The organism is Burkholderia sp. Bp8984, assembly GCF_003853755.1.
Classification (GTDB): Bacteria; Pseudomonadota; Gammaproteobacteria; order Burkholderiales; family Burkholderiaceae; genus Burkholderia.
In genome coordinates, this window is record NZ_QTQN01000016.1 from 71434 (window position 1) to 88605 (window position 17172).

The window sequence follows — 17172 nt, forward strand, 5'->3', positions numbered from 1 at the left end:
GCACGCTGGCGGCCGTGTCACGTTCAACAGGAAGGTCCGTTCATGATTACGCTCGACGACGTCGACCGGCAACTCATCGCGCTGCTGCGCGACAACGCGCGGATGCCCGTCGTCGCCCTTGCGAAGGCGTTGCGCGTCGCGCGCGCGACCGTGCAGAACCGGCTGACGCGGCTGGAGAAGAACGGCGTGATCGTCGGCTATACGGTGCGGCTCAAGCCGGCCGCCGAGCGGCACCGGATCCGCGCGCTGATGTCGATCGCGGTGCAGGGCAATCGCGGCGCGGAAGTGGTGAAGGTGCTGCGCGGGCATCCGAACGTCGCGTCGATCCACAGTACCAACGGGCGCTGGGATCTGGTCGCCGAGCTGCACGCCGATTCGCTCGAGCATTTCGATCGCGTGCTCGGCGCGATCCGGTTGATCGACGGGATCGCGAATACGGAGACGAGCATTCTGTTGTCGACGCACAAGGCGTGACGCGCGGCGGCGCGCGTCGGCCGGCGTGCTCGCCTGCGCCGGCGCGGCGGCGTGTCAGTCGCCCGCTGCCAATTCGGGAAACACCGGTTCGCCCAGCGTCAGCATCAGCCGGTTCGCCCACGCGAAGATCGCGACGGCGTGCGACAGGTCGAGAATTTCTTCGTGGGTGAGCCCTTCGGCTTCGAGCGCGGCGATGTCGCGTTCGTCCACCGTGTCGGGCCGTTCGGTCAGCGCGACCGCATAGCGGATGATCGCGCGTTCGCGCGCGGTCGTGCCGGCTGTCGACGGATCGTCGAACACCTGGTCGATCGCATCGGTGCGTTTCGCGAGCTGCGCGAAGCGTTGTGCGTGCACCGATGCGCAATACACGCAGCCGTTCACGCGCGACACGGCCGTGCTTGCCAGCTCGCGTTCCGCGCGCGACAGTCCGCCCGGACCATACATGATCGCGTTGAACACGCCGGAACGCTGCCGCAGGATGTCGGGCAGGTGGACGAGCAGCAGGTAGTAGTCAGACGTTTTCGCTTGCGGATGGCTCGCTTCGAGCACCGCGAGCTGGTCGGCCGTGGCGCGCTCGAGCGGCACCGTGTCGAGCCATGCACGCCAGCCGAGCGTGGCGGACGTGAAACCGTGCGTGGCCATCGTCATGCGGCCTCCCGGGCGGCACGCGCCTGCAACGCTTGCGCCGCTGCCGCGACACGCAGCTGATACGAGACGAAGGCGACGAGCTGCGACAGCGCGACGATCGCGGGTGTCGTGAACCCGGCCGACTTCAGTGCGTCGAGATCGGACGGGCGTGCGTCGGCGGGCGAGCGCGTCAGGCGCCGCGCATGCACGAGGAGCGCGCCGAGGCGTCGAGGCAGCGCGTCGAATGCATCGGCATCCGCGCGGGCGATGTCGTCGGGCGTGCCGCCTGCGTCGATCAGCCGTGCGCGATAGGTTGCGGCCAGTGCGTGCGCATTCGAGCGCTGCGCGACGTACCGCGCCGCATGCAATCGTTCGATCAACGAAAGATCGGGCAGAGCGGTGTCGAACAGCGCGGCTTCGCTGAGCCGCGTATGGAGCAGCACCTTGTCGCGTGCGCGACGCAGCGTGGCCACGGCATCGCCTTCGCGCAGGCCGGCGACGGCGTCGATCGTATCCGGCGCGGCGGCCGGCGGGATGGGTTCGGTCATCGTGATGGATTTCAGTCGTCGTGAGTAGCGTGGATCGCGGCGGCGCTCATGCGTCGGCGTCGCGCCATTCGTCGCCCTGCAGCTCCGCGGTCGCGAACGCGACGAGCGCGTCGTAGTGGCGGTCGCGATCGGCGTCGAACAGCCGGCTCGCGATGCCGCGTGCGAGCCGCCCGGCGCCCGCGCTGATCGCGGGGATGTCGCCCGACAGCTTGCCGTGGCTCAGGCTCGCCGCATGGTTGAAGCAATGGATGCGCGTGACGGCCGGGCAGGCGCCGCGCTCGCGTTCCTGGAACGCGAACGCGGGGCCGAGGTCGGGCGACTCGGCGAGCTCGTCGAGCCATGTGTCCGGTTCCGGTTGATAGCGATCCTTCCAGCGCCGCACATGCGGCCCGAACGACGCGAATTCCGCGCGTGTCGTCCAGTCGGAATGAAAGCCCGTCGCGAAGATCAGGAAGTCGACCGTGTAGCGGCCGCGCGGCGTGACGACGTCGAGGCCGTCCGCGTGTTCGACCAGCGTTTCGATCGGGCTGGCTGCATGGAAGTGTGCGTGAGCATGCCGCGACACGCGCAGCACGCTGTCGCGCGGCGGCGGTGTCTGCGACGTCAGCGCGTAGTGCATGAAGCGCCACTTCGTCGCATCGTCGAGATCGGCATAACCGTGCACGAGGCCCGGGCTGCCGATGCCCGTCAGCTTGTTGATGCGCGGAATGTCCGCGCGACGGAAGAACAGGTCGACGCGCGCGGCGCCCGCTTCGAGCGCGGTGCCCGCATTGTCGAACGCGGACGCACCCGCGCCGACCACGCCGACGCGCTTGCCGGCGAGCGAAGCGAAATCGATCGGCTCGGACGAATGGGCCCAACGCGAGCGCGGCGCGCGTTGCGCGACGGGCGGCACGTACGGGCCGCCGAGCCCGTCGCGGCCGGTCGCCAGCACGACGTGTCGCGCGAGCACGGTCTGCGCCTGGCCGTTCGCGCGCAGGTCGAGCGCGAGCAGGCCGTCGTCGCGCGGACGCAGTGCCACGAGCGCGGTGTCGTTGCGCACCGGCAGGTCGAGCACGCGGCGATACCAGCGCAGGTATTCCATCCATTGCGTGCGCGGAATCTTGTAGAGCGCATCCCACGCGTCGCGGCCGTATCGTGCTTCGAACCACGCGCGGAACGTCAGCGCGGGCAGGCCGAGCGCGGGGCCGGTGAGCTGCTTCGGCGAGCGCAGCGTCTCCATCCGCGCGAACGTGATCCACGGGCCTTCGTAGCCGGCCGGTGCGCGGTCGATCACGCACTGGTTGTCGATGCCGAGCAGGCGCAGTTCGGCGGAGGCCGCGAGCCCCGCCATTCCGCCGCCGACGATCGCGACGTCGAGCACGCGCGTGCCGTCGACGTCGCGCGGCGGCACCCACGACGGCGCGGGCAGGTCGAGCCAGCGCAGGTCCTGGGCGAGGCGGGCTTCGAGTGCGTCGAGCGTGTCGGGTGCGTCGGGTGTGTCGGGCGTCGCCGTCATGCGGCCTCCGGGCGGGTACCGCGTGTGCGTGTGGTTCGTGTGGCGCGTGTCACGCGAGGCGGGCGATCGATGCGCAACCGGTCGCCTCGCAGCAGCGCGTCGTGCACGGATGCATCGTGAAAGGTCACGTCGTCGAGCAGCGCGCGCGTCGTGTTCTGCAGCGCGTCGAGCAGCGCCTCGACGGCGGCCGTGCGCGTCTTGCCGGCGGGCGTCGCGACACCGAACGCGAACGGGATGTCGACATCGAGCGGTCGTGCGACGACGCCGTCCACCGGCAGTGCCACGCCGGTCGCCGGGTCGACGATGCCGATCCCGACGCCCGCGCGCGCGGCCATCACCGCGTTCAGCGATGCATTGGTTTCGACGAACACGTGCGCGTCGACGCCTGCGGCCGCGAATGCCGCATCGATCCGCTGGCGCAGCCGGTGCCGGTTCGCGACCGTCACGATGCGGCGGCCCGCGAGATCGCGCAGCGCGATGCGCGGCTTGCCCGCGAGCGGATCGTCGGCCGGCAGCACGGCGACGCAGGGCGTTTGCGCGATCCAGTGCACGTCGAGCCCCGCATGCGCCATCGGCAGCGTGACGACGCCGATATCGGCCGTGCCGGTGAGCACTTCGTGCACGACGTGTTCGGCCGACTCGCTGCGCAACTGGTAGTGCGGCGCGTGCGCGCCGTCGGGCAGTGCGGCGAGCGCGGCCGGCACGAGCGTGGCCGCGAGTGAAGGCGTGGCCGCGATGCGCACGGGTTCGGCGGTTTCTTCGCCGAGTGCGCGCGCCCGCGCTTCGATCGCGCGCAGGCCGACGAGCGAGCGTTCGACTTCCTCGTAGAGCAGGAATGCACGGCGCGTCGGCGTGACGCGCGGGCCGTGCCGGTCGAACAGCGCATAGCCGAGATCGGCTTCGAGCTCCTGGATCTGCCGCGTGACGGCCGGCTGCGAGCGGCCGAGCAGTTCGCCCGCGCCGGTCACGCTGCCGGCCGACATGACCGCGGAAAAGGCTTCGAGTTGATGCAACTCCATGACGCGTTCCGATGATGCGATTTGCGCATTGTAGGAGTGCGAGCATGCACGATTCATATAATGATTTTTGCTATCGACAGTGCCAAACATGCGAAGGGCACGCGCGCCGGGACGACGAGCCGTGCATGCACGCGCGTCGGCCGGCAGCGCTGCACGACGGCAAACGTCAATCGAATCAATGCGCTGCAGCGCATGCCGATGCGTCGCGCGGGACGCGCCGTGCAGGAGACCGTGGCAGTGATGTTGCGCTTCGCGCCGCGTACGATATCGATATGCGCAAAACTTCGTTGGAACGCCCTGAACTGGATGGTTACATGCCCTCACTCTTTTCGACTGACTGAAGCTGGGGGGACGCATGAACGTTTCGGGGAACGACGCACGCGGCGCATGGCGGCGCGTGCTGGGCACGGTGGCGGCACTGGCTGCCGCATGGGGCTTGTCGACGGGCGGCGCGCTCGCGGCGGGCGTGTCCGGCGAGCCGGTGGTGATCGGCGTGAGCGGGCCGCTCACCGGGCAGGACGCGCAATACGGCGAACAATGGAAGCGCGGCTTCGATCTCGCGCTCGACGAGATCAACGGCAGCGGCGGCATCCACGGCCGGCCGCTCGCGGTCGACTTCCAGGACAGCCGCAGCGATCCGCGCCAGGCGGTGGCGATCGCGCAGAAATTCGTCGCGGACCCGCGCATCGTGATCGAGCTCGGCGACTTTTCCAGCGCGACGTCGATGGCCGCGTCGCCGATCTACCAGCGCGGGCAGCTGATCCAGTTCGGCTTCACGAACTCCCATCCGGATTTCACGAAGGGCGGCGACTACCTGTGGAGCACCGCGCTGAGCCAGGCCGAGGAGCAGCCGCTGCTCGCGCGCTACGCGGTGAAGGAGCTCGGCTTCAAGCGGATCGCGGTGCTGTACCTGAACACCGACTGGGGCCGCACCAGCAAGGACATCTTCGCGAAGGCGGTGACGGGGCTCGGCGCGCAGGTCGTCGCGGCCGAAGGCTACCAGCCGGCGGAGAAGGATTTCCGCTCGACGCTCGTGCGGATCGGTGCGTCGAAGCCCGATTCCATCGTGCTGATTTCCTACTACGCGGACGGCGCGCAGATCGTGCGGCAGGCGCGCACGTCGGGGCTCACGCTGCCGATCGCGGCAGTCGGCTCCGTGTATTCGCCGAAGTTCCTCGAACTCGGCGGCACGGCCGTCGAAGGCGTCTATACGGAATCGAACTTCTTCCCGGCCGAACCGCGACCGGAGGTGCAGGCGTTCGTGCAGCGCTATCGCGCGAAATTCCATGCCGATCCCGATTCGTTCGTCGCGCGTGCATACGATGCGCTGATCCTGTCGGCCGAAGTGCTGCGCCGCTACGGCGTGACGCGCCAGGCCGCGCACGACGGCTTCGAGAAAGTGAGCGACGTGCCGAGCGTGATCTTCGGCAAGGTGCGTTTCGATCCGCAGACGCGCCGCGTCGCGGGCGCACGCACCGTGTATCTCGTCGTGAAGCAGGGGCAGTGGGCGCTGTGGGACGGCGCGAAGCCGCAGCTCGCGGCGCGCTGACCCCGACCCGGAACCGCATGCAAATGACGGACGCATCGTGATGGCTTCCTGGCTCGACTACACGCTCAACGGCCTCATCGTCGGCAACATCTACGCGCTGCTCGCGGTGGGGCTCGCGCTGATCTTCGGCGTGTCGCACCTGATCAACTTCGCGCACGGCTCGGTCTACATGGTCGGCGCCTTCATCGGCTGGCTGTGCCTGACGCGCTTCGGCTTGCCGCTGCCGGCCGCGCTCGCGGCGGTCGTCGTCGGCTGCGGCGCGCTCGGCATCGCGATCGAGCGGGTCGGGCTGCGGCCGTTGCGCCACGCCGCGCGCATCGCGCCGCTGCTCGCGACGATCGGCATCAGCTTCATCCTCGACCAGCTCGCGCAACTCGCGTTCGGCGCGGACCCGCGTGCGGTGCCGACGCCACTGCCCGACTGGCACCTGCGCATCGCCGGCGCGACGCTCGGTGCGCTCGACCTGCTGATCGCCGGCATCGGCCTCGCGGCGGCCGCGCTGCTGTACGGCTTCCTGCGCTTCACGCGGCTCGGCTGGGCCGTGCGCGCGACCGCGCAGGATCGCGACGCGGCGCTGCAGATGGGCGTCGACGTCGATCGCGTGAACCAGACGGTGTTCGCGATCGCGTGCGCGCTCGGCGGTGTCAGCGGGCTGCTGGTCGGCATGTACTACAACAGCATCGATCCGGCGATGGGCTTCCAGGCGACGCTGAAGGGCGTGGTCGCGCTGCTGATCGGCGGGCTCGGCAACGTGCCCGGCGCGATCGCCGGCAGCCTGCTGCTCGGCCTCGTCGAAAGCTACGGCGTCGCGCTGTTCGGCACCAGCTATCGCGACCTGTTCGCGTTCGGGCTGCTGATCGTGTTCCTCGTGTGGCGGCCGAACGGCCTGTTCAGCGGGAAGCGCGCGCTGCCGCCGGAGCCGATGACGGGCACCTTCCTCGCGGCCGCGAAAGCCGTGCGCGTGCCGCGCCAGGTGCTCGTGGTGCTGATCGTGGCGGCGGCCGTGCTGCCGTGGCTCGGCGCATCGCCTTATGTGTTGCAGACGCTGACCAACGCGTGGCTGTACGGGCTGCTCGCGCTGAGCCTCACGCTCGTCGCGGGCACGGTCGGGCAGATCTCGCTCGGCCACGCCGCGCTGCTCGTGATCGGTGCGTATGCGTCGGCGCTGCTGTCGTCGGATCTCGGCTGGTCGCCGGCCGTGACGATTCCGTGCGCGGGCGCGATCACCGCCGTGCTCGGCACGCTGCTCGTCTATCCGGCGTTCCGGCTGCGCGGGCACTACGTATCGATCGCGACTCTCGGGATCGGCGAAGTGGTGAGCCTCGTGATCCTGAACTGGGACGGTCTCACGCGCGGCCCGCTCGGCATCACCGGCATCGCGCCGCTGCCGTGGGCGACGACCGCGCGCGCCGCGTACTGGTTCACGCTCGCGGTGCTCGTCGCGTTCGCGCTCGTGCAGGTGCGGCTGCTGCGCTCGCATCTCGGCCGCACGCTGCGCGCGGTGCGCGAGGACGACGTCGCCGCGCGCGCGCACGGCATCGCGCCGAACCGCTACAAGGCGATCGCGTTCGCGGTCGGCGGCGTCGCGGCCGGCGTGAGCGGCGGCATCGCCGCGCACCTGTACAGCTACATCAATCACCAGACCTTCGATTCGCAGGTGTCGATCCTCGCGCTGACGATGGTGATCCTCGGCGGGCTCGGCAACGTGCTCGGCGGCGTCGTCGGCGCGATCGCGCTGATCGGGCTGCCCGAGCTGTTCCGCTGGGCGGCCGACTACCGGATGCTGATCTACGGCCTCGTGCTGCTGCTGCTCGTCCGGTTCCGGCCGCAGGGCCTGCTCGGCACGGTGTGAGGAGGAATGCGATGACCACCACTCGACCCTTGCTCGACGTACGGGGTTTGACGCGCCGCTTCGACGGCGTGACCGCGCTCGACGCGGCAAGCCTGACGCTCGCCGACGGCGAGCTGCTGAGCGTGATCGGCCCGAACGGCGCGGGCAAGTCGACGCTGTTCAACCTGATCGCGGGCGCGGACCGCCCCGATGCCGGCCGCGTGACGTTCGACGGCCGCGACATCACCGGCACGCCGCCGGAACGGCTCGCGGCGCTCGGCATCGCGCGCACGTTCCAGCACGGCCGCGTGTTCGGCAACCTGAGCGTGCTCGACAACGTGCTGATCGGCGCGCACGCGCGGTTGCGCGCGGCGCGGCCGGGCTGGCCGGCGCTCGGCGCGGCGGCCGAGGTGTGGCGCGCGCTCGTGCGGCCCGCGTCGGTGCGGCGCGAGGAAGCGGCGCTGCGCGACGAGGCGCGCGACATCATCGCCGGGTTCGGCGAGCGGCTCACGCCGCGCATCGATCATCCGGCGCACAGCCTGTCGTATGCGAACCGGCGGCGCGTGGAGATCGGCCGCGCGCTCGCGCTGCATCCGCGCCTGCTGCTGCTCGACGAGCCGACCGCCGGGATGAACGAGACCGAGACCGCCGAGATGCTGCAACTGATCCAGTCGCTGAAGACGCGCGGCCTGACGATCCTGCTGATCGAGCACAAGCTCGAACTCGTGATGCGCGTGTCCGACCGCGTGATGGTGCTCGACAACGGCGTGAAGATCGCCGAAGGCGCGCCACGCGACGTGCGGCACGATCCGCGCGTGATCGAGGCTTATCTCGGTCGCCGCCATGCAGGCGGCACGGCGGCCGAGCGCACCGTGCAGGCGGCCGCATGAGCGCACCTTCTTCCGGACCCGACACGACCATGACCGACGCACTGCTGAAACTCGAACACCTCGACACGTTCTACGGCCCGGTGCAGGTGCATTTCGACGTGAACGTCGAAGTCGGCCGCGGGCAGATCGTCAGCCTGCTCGGCGGCAACGCGAGCGGCAAGTCCACGACGATGAAGCTGATTCTCGGGCTGATGCGGCCGCGTCGCGGCGTCGTGCGTTTCGACGGCGACGACGTGACCGCGCTCGCGACGCCGCAGCGCGTGCGGCGCGGGATCGCGGCCGTGCCCGAGGCGCGTCGGCTGTTCGGCGACATGAGCGTGCGCGAGAACCTGCTGATGGGCGCCTATACGCGCGGCGATCGTACGGCGGTGGCCGACGACTACGCGCGCGTGCTCGAACTGTTTCCGCGCGTGCGCGAGCGGCTCGCGCAGCGCGCGGGCACGCTGTCGGGCGGCGAGCAGCAGATGCTCGCGATGGCGCGCGCGCTGATGGCGCGGCCGAAGCTGATCTGCATGGACGAGCCGACGATGGGGTTGTCGCCGCTCTACGTCGACAAGGTGCTGGAACTGATCGACACGATCAACCGGCAGGGCGTGACGGTGTTCATGGTCGAGCAGAACGCGAGCCTCGCGCTGGAGATCGCGCATTACGGATACGTGCTGCAGACGGGGCGCGTCGTGCTCGAAGGGCCCGCGAAAACGCTGCTCGACGACGAACGCGTGCGCGATGCGTATCTCGGCGGGGAGGCGGTGGCGGCGTAGTCGACGGAAGGGGCGCCGCGTTCCGCCGATTCATGCGTGACCGGCGTGCGCCGTCGCCGGCCGCGGAAACGTCAGCACCACCGCGAACCCGCCCGCATCGGGAAACGCGAACCCGACGCGCCCGCCGTGCGCCTTCATCACTTCCTGCACGATCGCGAGCCCGAGCCCCGACCCGGTGCGGCGTTCGCTGCCGTCGGGCGCGATCCGCACGAACGGCTGCAATGCCGCGTCCCAATGCTCGCGCGGAATGCCGCGCCCGTTGTCGGTGACGGTCAGCGTCACCGACCGATCCGCGTTGCCCGCGGTGGCGACCGACACGACGATATCGTCCGCATGCCCGTGCAGCAGCGCGTTGTGCAGCACGTTCGACAATGCCTCCTGCAGACTGATTGCATCGCCGTCGATCCACGCATGCGGCGCGTCGCTCGCGAACGCGACGGCCACGTCGCGCGCGTCCGCGAGCGGAATCGTGCGGCCGAGCACGTCCTTCGCGAGCGCGACGAGATCGACGGGCTGCAGCGGCACCACCTCGGTGCGATGAATCACCATCGCATGATTGAGCAACTGCCCGGTGAGCCGCCCGACATCCGAGCAGGTCGCGCGCAACGCATCGAGCCGCGCCGCATGACGCGCGGGATCGGCTTCGCCGTCGAGCAGTTCGATCTGCGCGTCGAGCCGCGCGAGCGGCGTGCGCATCTGGTGCGCGGCGTCGGCGATGAAGCGCTGCATCGCGTTGATCCGCTCGGCGAGCCGCCGCATCAGCCCGTTGATCGACCCGATGATCGCGTCGATCTCGCTCGGCGTGTCGACGGCCACCGGCCGCAGGTCGGCCGGGTCGCGCGCGGCGATGATCGCGCCGATCTGCGCGAGCGGGCGCAGCCCGCGCCGGATCGCGAGGCCGCTCGCGCCGATCGCGAGCACGCTCATCAGCAGGATCAGCGTCCACACCTTGATGCTCATGTCGTTCGTCAGCTGTTGCCGCGCATTGGTTGTCTGCGCAACCGTCACGAGCGCCCAGCCCGGCGTGCTTTCCTCCGGCATGTAGCGCGCGATGGTCGCGGTGCGGATCCGGTGACCCTGGTAGACGGCGTTCGCGAATGAGGGGCCCTGTTTCGCGGCCGCGAGCGTCGCGGGGCTCGCGAGATCGTTGTAGCCGGCCACGACGACGCCGCGCGAATCGACCACCTTGTAGTAGACGAGGTCGTAGCGCGACAGCGTCGACAGCGCGGCGACGGGCGGGTTCAGCGCGAGCACGCCGCCTTGCACGTACAGGTTCTCCGCGACCTGGATCGACGCGCCGGCGAGCAGCTGGTCGTACGCGCGCTCGGCCGCGACGCCCGCGTAGTAGCGCGCGATCGCGGCCAGCGCGAGCGCACCGGTCGCGACGACGAGCGCGATGAACAGCAGCGTGCGCCCGAACAGCGTCTTCGGGAACCAGTCAGTGCGCGGCAATCTGATACCCCATCCCGCGCGCGGTGCGGATCTCGACCGAGCTGCCCTGCAGCTTCCTGCGCACGCGCGTCACGTATTGCTCGACTGCGTTCGCGGTCGGCTCGTTGCCGAAGCTGAACAGCTGGTTCAGCAGTTCGTCCTTCGAGAAGATCCGCTGCGGACGGCTCGCGAGGATCTCCAGCAGCGCGAATTCCTGGCGCGACAGCGACAGCGGCTGGCCGTCGAGTTCGGCAAGCCGGCTGCTGCGGTCGATCACGAGGCCGCCGAGCGTCAGCACGTCGTTCGCATGGCCGCTGTTGCGGCGCAGCAGCGCCTGCACGCGCGCATCGAGCTCGCGGTAGTCGAACGGCTTCACGAGATAGTCGTCGGCGCCGAGGCCGAGGCCGCTCACGCGGTCGTCGATCGCCGAGCGCGCGGTGACGAGCAGCACCGGCGTCGTGCTGCCTGACGCGCGCAGGTTGCGCAGCACCGCGAAGCCGTCGAGGCCGGGCAGGTTCGCATCGAGCACGACGAGGTCGAAGCGCTCGACGCGCAGCAGGCCGTTCGCGGTCGAGCCGTCGGTTTCGAGATCGACGGCATGGCCGAGCCGCGCGAGGCGGCTGCGGATCGCCGCGCCGATTTCGGCATCGTCCTCCACGACGAGAATGCGCATGGTGCCGTTTGCAGGGTGAGGGGTTAGGGGTTTTCCCGGGGGCGGGATGTCAGTATTTTCTCAGACTCGCTCGATAACCTGTGTTCAGCCGGAGCAAGCGACGACGGCATTAATACCAGAGGAGACGGCAACATGCAGCATGTCACGGGCACGACGAAGGCGCGGCCGGATGCACGGCGTAGCCTGACGCCGGCTGCCGCGTTGCCGCTGGTCGCGCGCCGCATGGAGGCATGCGCATGAAGACGTCGCCGCGCCGCCGCGCGTTGCTCGCCGCAGGCCTCGGCATGCTGGGCGCGCTCGGGGCGCCGTCGCCGGTGCGCGCGAAGCCGCGCACGGTGCGGATCTCGAAAGGCTATGGCGTGTTGTACCTGCCGCTGCTCGTGATGGAGAAGCAGCGCCTGTTTGAGCGGCATGCGGCGCGGCACGGCCTGCGCGACATCGCGGTCGACTGGGTGCTGCTCGATGGCGGCAATTCCGTCAACGACGCGATGATGGCCGGCACGCTCGATTTCGCGGGTGCCGGCGCGCCGGGCTTCATCGAGCTGTGGGCGCGGGCGCGCGGGATTCCGAACGTCGAGGTGATCGGCATCAGCGGATTGTCCACGACCTCGCTGTCGCTCAATGCAAATCGTCCGGGCCTGACGTCGCTGCGCGACTTCACGCCGTCCGACCGGATCGCGGTGCCGGGCATCCGCACGTCGCTGTCGGCGGTCGTGCTGCAGATGGTCGCGAGCCGGCAGCTCGGCGCGCGGCATTTCGCGCAGCTCGACTCGATCACCGTGAACCTGCCGCATCCGCAGGCGATGCAGGCGCTGATCCGCCGCGAGAACGGCGTCACCGCGCACTTCACGTCGCCGCCGTTCTCGACCCTCGAATTGCGGCAGCCGGGCATTCATCGTGTCGTGAATTCGGTCGACGTGCTCGGCCCGCTGACGCTCGACGTCGTGTTCGCGCCGAAGCGGCTCGTCGATACGGAGCCCGCGCTGGCCGCGGCGTTTCTCGGCGCGCTCGACGAAGCGAACCGCCTGATCGCGCAGGACCCGCGCGCGGCGGCCGCGCTGTATGCGGCCTCGTCGGGCGTCGCCGTGTCGCACGACGATGTGATGCAGATGCTCGCCGCGCCTGAAACGCGTTTCTCGGTGCGGCCGAACCAGCTGATGGACTACGTCGAATTCCTGTATCTCGCCGGCACGATCAAGGCGAAGCCGCGCGCGTGGCACGAGATGTTCGCGCCGATGCTCGACGACTACCGGACCGGCTGACGACGGCGGCCATCCGTTTCCGGATCCCGATTTCATCGAACCCAACCGCGCCCGCGCATGCATCGCGCGCGGCGCCGATTCAACCGACAAGCAACCGCTTCACGGAGGAGCCCGCAGTGAATGCCACCGAAACCCTGGACCCCGCGTCCGCCGAAGAGCAGCGCATCATGTCGAAGATGGCGCGGCGCCTGATGCCCATCCTCGTCGTGATGTTCCTGATCGCGTTCATCGACCGGCAGAACGTCGGCTTCGCGAAACTGCAGATGGTGCACAGCCTCGGGATGACCGAGGCCGCGTTCGGTCTCGCGTCGTCGCTGTTCTTCATCGGCTACCTGCTGTTCGAGGTGCCGAGCACGCTCGCACTGCATCGCTACGGCGCACGCGTGTGGCTCGCGCGGATCATGCTGACGTGGGGCCTCATCACCGTGCTGATGGGCTTCACGACGTCGATGCCCGCGTTCTGTTCGCTGCGCTTCCTGCTCGGGATCGCCGAGGCCGGCTTCTATCCGGGCGTGATCTATTACCTGACGCTGTGGTTCCCGCAGAGCTATCGCGCGAAGGTGCTCGGCATCTTCACGCTCGGCAGCGCGCTCGCGAACATGCTCGGCTCGCTGGTCGGCGGCGTGCTGCTGAGCCTGAACGGCGTGTGGGGGCTCGCGGGCTGGCAGTGGGTGTTCGTGGCGACGGGTATCCCGGCGGTGATCGTCGCGATCGTCGTGTTCCGCGTGCTGCCGGCGTCGTTCCGCGAGGCGCCGTTCCTCGACGAACGCGAGAAGCAGATCGTCGCGGCCGCGCTGGAGCGCGAGAAGCCGGCGCAGGCCGAGCATGCGCAGCCGTGGAAGGCGCTGCTCGATCCGCGCGTGATGCTGTTCGCGGCGACCTACATGCTGATGTCGACGTCGCTGTACGGCGTTACGTACTGGCTGCCGACGCTCGTGAAATCGTTCGGTGTGTCGAGCAGTACGAACGGTTTGCTGAGCATGCTGCCGTGGGCGCTCGCGGTGGTGCTGCTGGTGTGGCTGCCGTCGAAGCTGCGCCGCGCGAAGAGCATCCTGCGCACGATCGCGATCGTCGCGGCGCTCGGCGCGCTCGGCTTCCTGCTGAGCCTCGTGCTGCCGTCGACGCCGCTGCGCTTCGTCGCGCTCGTGCTGGGCGGGGCGTGCATCCCGCTGCTGTATCCGTGCTTCTGGTCGATGCCGCCGCGTTACTTCACCGGCGCGCGTGCGGCGGCGAGCGTCGCGGCGATCAACTCGATCGGCAACCTCGGCGGCTTCTTCAGCCAGAACCTGATGCCGTTCGCGGGCAAGGTGACGGGCACGGCGTTCGGGCCGATGATCGTGCCGATCGTGTGCCTCGCGCTGCTCGGGATCGGCGCGCTCGTCGCGTGGACGCGCTCGGAGCGGGGGATGGTGGCGGCGCGGGTGTGATGGGCGGCGGCGGCCGGGGGCTGCGGTATCGCGCAGTCCCTGCTGCCGATCGGGCCGATGTGCTACCGTGCATGCGTTCCGCATGCATGGAGAGCGAAATGAAAACGACGGCGATGTCCGTGCTTCGAGTCGATCGCAAGTTGCTCGAGGCAGCGGAAAGCGTGTTGGAGGAAAACGAGACGCTGTCCGCGTTCGTCGAATCGACGCTGCGCGCTGCCGTCGCACGCCGACGAACGCAGCGCGAGTTTGTCGCGCGCGGCCTGGCGTCGGCCGATGAGGCGCGGCGTACCGGTGAATACGTCGATGCCGCAGAAGTCCAGGCCAGCCTTGGGACGATGCTGAATGCCGCGCGTGCAGCGACGACAACCGGTTAGACGAGCGGTGTGAGTGACGGGCATGGTCGAACAAGTCACGATCCTCACCGTTCGGCATCAGCGGGAAGAGGACTACCACTGACCCCCCATGGCAGCACACCGCCGCTACTGCTTCGCCCTTACCTCTTCCGTCCGTGACGTCCCCCGTCCGTCATGCGCAATCGCCACATGCGCCGACGCCACCGGAATATCCACCTCCACCGTCGTCCCTTCGCCGAGCGTCGTATCGATCCGCAGCGTGCCGCCGACGAGATACGCGCGCTCGCGCAGGCCGACCAGCCCGAACGATCCCGACTTGCGCGGCGCACCGGGATCGAAGCCCGCACCGTCGTCGCGAATCGTCAGCGCGATCATCTCGTCACGGTAGACGAGCGCCACGGTCGCGCTCGACGCGGCCGCGTGCCGCGCGACGTTCGCGAGCGCTTCCTGCGCGATACGGAACACGGCCGTCGCATACGGTTCGTCGAGCAGCAATTCGCCCGGCTCGACGTGCAGCGCGCACGCGATGCCGTGACGGCGCTGGAAATCCTCCACGAGCCATTGCATCGCGGCCGCGAACCCGAGGTCGTCGAGCATCAGCGGACGCAGGTCGGACGCGATGCGCCGCGTGGCCGTCACCGCGCCGCGCGCGAGCGCATGCATCGCCGCGATCTTGCGCGCCAGCGGCGCGTCGTCCTGCGGCACGCGGTCGAGCAGCCATTCGAGATCGTTCTTCAGCGCCGCGAGCGTCTGCGCGAGTTCGTCGTGCAGTTCGCGCGCGATGCGGCGCTGTTCGGCCTCGCGTGCGCTCGCGCTGATCGCCGCGATCTCGCGCAACTCCTCGCGCGACGCCTGCAGCGCCCGCTCCGCGCGCACGCGCTCCTCGACTTCGCGCCGCAGGTCGCGGTTCGACGCGCTCAACTGCGCGGTGCGCGCCGCGACGCGCTGCTCGAGCCGTTCGTTCGCCTCGTTGAGCTGCGCGCTCTTCTGCACGACGAGCAGGTGCTGATAGCGCGCGCCGGCCAGCGCGCGCACCGTCTGCGCATGCAGCCGGCCGTTCTCGAACAGCAGCGCGAACAGCACGACGCACGATGCGACGAGGCCGTAGGTCCGCCCGGCGTAGAAGCCCAGGTCGAAGCGACCGTGGTTCAGCATCGCCGACAGCGCGATGTCGAACAGCCAGGCGACGAGCACGATCATCACCCACAGATCGAGCACCGAATGACGACGCCGCAGCCGCCACATCAACACGAGCGCGGCGAGGTTCAGTGCCCAGACGATCGTGATCGCGTGCGTCATCGTCGACGCCATCCGGTTGCCCTGCATGATGCGCGGCAGCAGGTCGTGGCCGGCGGTCGCGAGCAGCGCGAGCGCGACGGTCGCGCCCGCGGCCGACGCGATGCAAAGCAGGATCGGAATCGCCGCGCGACGCTGCTCGAGCGACGGCGGTCGCGCGCGCGCCGCCGCGCGCAGCAGCACGTACGCGGCGACCGTCAGCGGAAAGCCGCCGTGCCAGAACAGATAGAGCCACGCGGTGGTCTGTTCGCCCGCGCCGAGCAGGCCCGTCGGCGAGAACAGCCCAGGAAAGGTCAGCATGTGCGTGCCGGCCATGAAGCCCGTGAACAGGTAGCCGCCCGCGAGCGCGAGCAACGATTTCTCGCGCAGGATCGCGTACTGGCCGAGCAGCAGGCCGGCCGTCACCATGTCGTTGATCACGATCGCCGACTGGTACACGGGAATGAAGCCCAACACGCGCGCGAGCGGCACGCCCGCGAACGGCGCGAGGGCGGCGAAGATCACGGCCGACACGATCACCGTCGCGATCGCGAGCCGCCGCTCGCGCCGGTCGGGCGGCAGCGACGACATGAACAGGCGCGACGGATCCGACGCGTCGTCGTCGTCGGGGGCGGCGGAGCGGACGCGGAACGCGGGCATCATGCGTCGTCGACGCCGAGGTCGAGATCGTGGCGCATCGCGTAGCGCACCAGCGCGGCTTCGTGCGGCAGTTCCATCTTCTCGAGGATGCGGGTCTTGTAGGTGCTGACCGTCTTCGCGCTCAGCGTGAGTTCCGCCGCGATCCGCGTGACCGTCTGGCCCGCGACGATGCGGCGCATCACGTCGAGTTCGCGCGCGGACAGCCGCTCGTGCGGCAGCATGTCGGCCGGCGTGCGCAGCGTGCGCGCGAGGCTCTCGGCCGCCGACCGGCTCACGTACACGCCGCCCGCCGCGACCTTGGTGACGGCCTCGACGAGTTCGGCGGTCGCGCTGTCCTTCGTCAGGTAGCCGGTTGCGCCGGCCTTGAACGTGCGCGCCGCGTACTGCGCCTCCGCATGCATCGTCAGCACCAGCATGCGCAGCGACGGCGCATGCGTCCTGACCAGCCGGATCAGCTCGATACCGGTCGGCGCGGGCATCGACAGGTCGAGCAGCAGCACGTCGGCGGCGCGACGCTCGGCCAGCGCGAGCGTGGCCGCGCCGTCGCTCGCCTCGCCGACGATTTCGAAACCGCCGGCCGTTTCCAGGATGTGACGCAGTCCGTCCCGCATGACTGCGTGATCGTCAGCCAGCATTACCCTGATCATCTAGCGGTCCTCTTCGGGATGATGCCGCGGGCTGCTCCGCCGGTAGCCGCCGCGGCCGTTCTTCTGACCAATATATTCCGCCGAAACCAAAAATGGTGCACCTGCGGGAAATTTTTGAGATACGAGAGTGTCGAATCTGTCTTGAAGAGAAATAATCGGCGTGAAATGGCACAGGCGATAGGGCCAGATGGGGCGGGTATTCCCGAGGAATGGTCGCCGTCGGGCGGGCGGCATGCGTCGCGGACCG

At 69.5% G+C, this 17172-nt stretch carries 16 protein-coding genes; 8 read left to right on the forward strand and 8 right to left on the reverse strand.

Annotation, left to right across the window (positions count from 1 at the left end; translation table 11 throughout):
- Positions 1-42 precede the first annotated feature (42 nt).
- Positions 43-474, forward strand: coding sequence for an Lrp/AsnC family transcriptional regulator (locus DID98_RS17935; protein ID WP_044845386.1), 432 nt, complete (start codon positions 43-45; stop codon positions 472-474).
- Positions 475-528: 54 nt separating this feature from the next.
- Here DID98_RS17935 and DID98_RS17940 read toward each other — a convergent pair whose 3' ends face one another.
- Genes DID98_RS17940 through DID98_RS17955 form a run of 4 tightly spaced genes read right to left on the reverse strand, consistent with a single transcriptional unit; the run spans position 529 to position 4166 of the window.
- Positions 529-1122, reverse strand: coding sequence for a peroxidase-related enzyme (locus DID98_RS17940; RefSeq protein WP_124571132.1), 594 nt, complete (start codon positions 1120-1122; stop codon positions 529-531).
- Complete coding sequence (locus DID98_RS17945) at positions 1119-1649, reverse strand: CMD domain-containing protein (RefSeq protein ID WP_124487690.1); 531 nt, start codon at positions 1647-1649, stop codon at positions 1119-1121. The genes DID98_RS17940 and DID98_RS17945 overlap by 4 nt, the downstream gene beginning before the upstream one ends.
- A 46-nt stretch (positions 1650-1695) precedes the next feature.
- The gene (locus tag DID98_RS17950; RefSeq protein WP_124571133.1) at positions 1696-3147 is read right to left on the reverse strand and encodes an NAD(P)-binding domain-containing protein; all 1452 of its coding nucleotides are present in this window, start codon (positions 3145-3147) and stop codon (positions 1696-1698) included.
- Positions 3144-4166: a LysR family transcriptional regulator gene (locus DID98_RS17955; protein WP_124571134.1), complete on the reverse strand. Its 1023-nt coding sequence runs from the start codon at positions 4164-4166 to the stop codon at positions 3144-3146. The genes DID98_RS17950 and DID98_RS17955 overlap by 4 nt, the downstream gene beginning before the upstream one ends.
- Positions 4167-4521: 355 nt before the next feature.
- On the opposite strand from DID98_RS17955, the gene DID98_RS17965 reads away from it, so the two are divergent.
- From DID98_RS17965 to DID98_RS17980, 4 genes are read left to right on the forward strand one after another with little or no spacing between them, the layout of a single operon-like run.
- Positions 4522-5715, forward strand: a complete 1194-nt coding sequence (locus DID98_RS17965; protein ID WP_124521991.1) for an ABC transporter substrate-binding protein — start codon at positions 4522-4524, stop codon at positions 5713-5715.
- A 40-nt stretch (positions 5716-5755) separates the two neighbouring features.
- Positions 5756-7567 (forward strand): ABC transporter permease, encoded by a 1812-nt coding sequence (locus tag DID98_RS17970; protein ID WP_124571135.1) that lies wholly within the window; start codon positions 5756-5758, stop codon positions 7565-7567.
- An 11-nt stretch (positions 7568-7578) separates the two neighbouring features.
- Complete coding sequence (locus tag DID98_RS17975; protein WP_124571136.1) at positions 7579-8436, forward strand: ABC transporter ATP-binding protein; 858 nt, start codon at positions 7579-7581, stop codon at positions 8434-8436.
- A complete protein-coding gene (locus DID98_RS17980; protein ID WP_044845379.1) occupies positions 8433-9197 on the forward strand; it encodes an ABC transporter ATP-binding protein in 765 nt (254 codons plus the stop codon). The genes DID98_RS17975 and DID98_RS17980 overlap by 4 nt, the downstream gene beginning before the upstream one ends.
- 30 nt (positions 9198-9227) lie before the next feature.
- Here DID98_RS17980 and DID98_RS17985 read toward each other — a convergent pair whose 3' ends face one another.
- Both DID98_RS17985 and DID98_RS17990 read right to left on the reverse strand, forming a co-directional pair.
- Entirely contained in the window at positions 9228-10649 is a 1422-nt protein-coding gene (locus DID98_RS17985) for a sensor histidine kinase (protein ID WP_124487686.1), read from the reverse strand.
- Positions 10636-11301, reverse strand: coding sequence for a response regulator transcription factor (locus DID98_RS17990; protein ID WP_124521995.1), 666 nt, complete (start codon positions 11299-11301; stop codon positions 10636-10638). Before DID98_RS17990 ends, DID98_RS17985 begins: the two co-directional genes overlap by 14 nt.
- A 236-nt stretch (positions 11302-11537) precedes the next feature.
- Here DID98_RS17990 and DID98_RS17995 point away from each other — a divergent pair, with 236 nt between their 5' ends.
- From DID98_RS17995 to DID98_RS18005, 3 genes are all read left to right on the forward strand, one after another.
- Positions 11538-12563, forward strand: coding sequence for an ABC transporter substrate-binding protein (locus tag DID98_RS17995; protein ID WP_124571137.1), 1026 nt, complete (start codon positions 11538-11540; stop codon positions 12561-12563).
- A 116-nt stretch (positions 12564-12679) separates the two neighbouring features.
- Positions 12680-13990 (forward strand): MFS transporter, encoded by a 1311-nt coding sequence (locus tag DID98_RS18000; protein ID WP_044845376.1) that lies wholly within the window; start codon positions 12680-12682, stop codon positions 13988-13990.
- Between the two features lie 98 nt (positions 13991-14088).
- The gene (locus DID98_RS18005) at positions 14089-14364 is read left to right on the forward strand and encodes a YlcI/YnfO family protein (protein WP_124487682.1); all 276 of its coding nucleotides are present in this window, start codon (positions 14089-14091) and stop codon (positions 14362-14364) included.
- 105 nt (positions 14365-14469) lie between these two features.
- Here DID98_RS18005 and DID98_RS18010 read toward each other — a convergent pair whose 3' ends face one another.
- Positions 14470-16281 carry a sensor histidine kinase gene (locus tag DID98_RS18010; protein WP_185640865.1) on the reverse strand — a complete coding sequence of 604 codons (1812 nt, stop codon included), beginning with the start codon at positions 16279-16281 and terminating at the stop codon, positions 14470-14472.
- Positions 16278-16925 (reverse strand): response regulator transcription factor, encoded by a 648-nt coding sequence (locus DID98_RS18015; protein ID WP_044845374.1) that lies wholly within the window; start codon positions 16923-16925, stop codon positions 16278-16280. The genes DID98_RS18010 and DID98_RS18015 overlap by 4 nt, the downstream gene beginning before the upstream one ends.
- Between the last annotated feature and the right edge of the window lie 247 nt (positions 16926-17172).

What these genes read in the sequence shown, in the direction of transcription:
- DID98_RS17935 (WP_044845386.1), top strand. Translation starts at nt 43, where the DNA reads ATGATTACGCTCGACGACGTCGACCGGCAACTCATCGCGCTGCTGCGC.
- DID98_RS17940 (WP_124571132.1), bottom strand. Translation starts at nt 1,122, where the DNA reads ATGACGATGGCCACGCACGGTTTCACGTCCGCCACGCTCGGCTGGCGT.
- DID98_RS17945 (WP_124487690.1), bottom strand. Translation starts at nt 1,649, where the DNA reads ATGACCGAACCCATCCCGCCGGCCGCCGCGCCGGATACGATCGACGCC.
- DID98_RS17950 (WP_124571133.1), bottom strand. Translation starts at nt 3,147, where the DNA reads ATGACGGCGACGCCCGACACACCCGACGCACCCGACACGCTCGACGCA.
- DID98_RS17955 (WP_124571134.1), bottom strand. Translation starts at nt 4,166, where the DNA reads ATGGAGTTGCATCAACTCGAAGCCTTTTCCGCGGTCATGTCGGCCGGC.
- DID98_RS17965 (WP_124521991.1), top strand. Translation starts at nt 4,522, where the DNA reads ATGAACGTTTCGGGGAACGACGCACGCGGCGCATGGCGGCGCGTGCTG.
- DID98_RS17970 (WP_124571135.1), top strand. Translation starts at nt 5,756, where the DNA reads ATGGCTTCCTGGCTCGACTACACGCTCAACGGCCTCATCGTCGGCAAC.
- DID98_RS17975 (WP_124571136.1), top strand. Translation starts at nt 7,579, where the DNA reads ATGACCACCACTCGACCCTTGCTCGACGTACGGGGTTTGACGCGCCGC.
- DID98_RS17980 (WP_044845379.1), top strand. Translation starts at nt 8,433, where the DNA reads ATGAGCGCACCTTCTTCCGGACCCGACACGACCATGACCGACGCACTG.
- DID98_RS17990 (WP_124521995.1), bottom strand. Translation starts at nt 11,301, where the DNA reads ATGCGCATTCTCGTCGTGGAGGACGATGCCGAAATCGGCGCGGCGATC.
- DID98_RS17995 (WP_124571137.1), top strand. Translation starts at nt 11,538, where the DNA reads ATGAAGACGTCGCCGCGCCGCCGCGCGTTGCTCGCCGCAGGCCTCGGC.
- DID98_RS18005 (WP_124487682.1), top strand. Translation starts at nt 14,089, where the DNA reads ATGAAAACGACGGCGATGTCCGTGCTTCGAGTCGATCGCAAGTTGCTC.
- DID98_RS18010 (WP_185640865.1), bottom strand. Translation starts at nt 16,281, where the DNA reads ATGATGCCCGCGTTCCGCGTCCGCTCCGCCGCCCCCGACGACGACGAC.
- DID98_RS18015 (WP_044845374.1), bottom strand. Translation starts at nt 16,925, where the DNA reads ATGATCAGGGTAATGCTGGCTGACGATCACGCAGTCATGCGGGACGGA.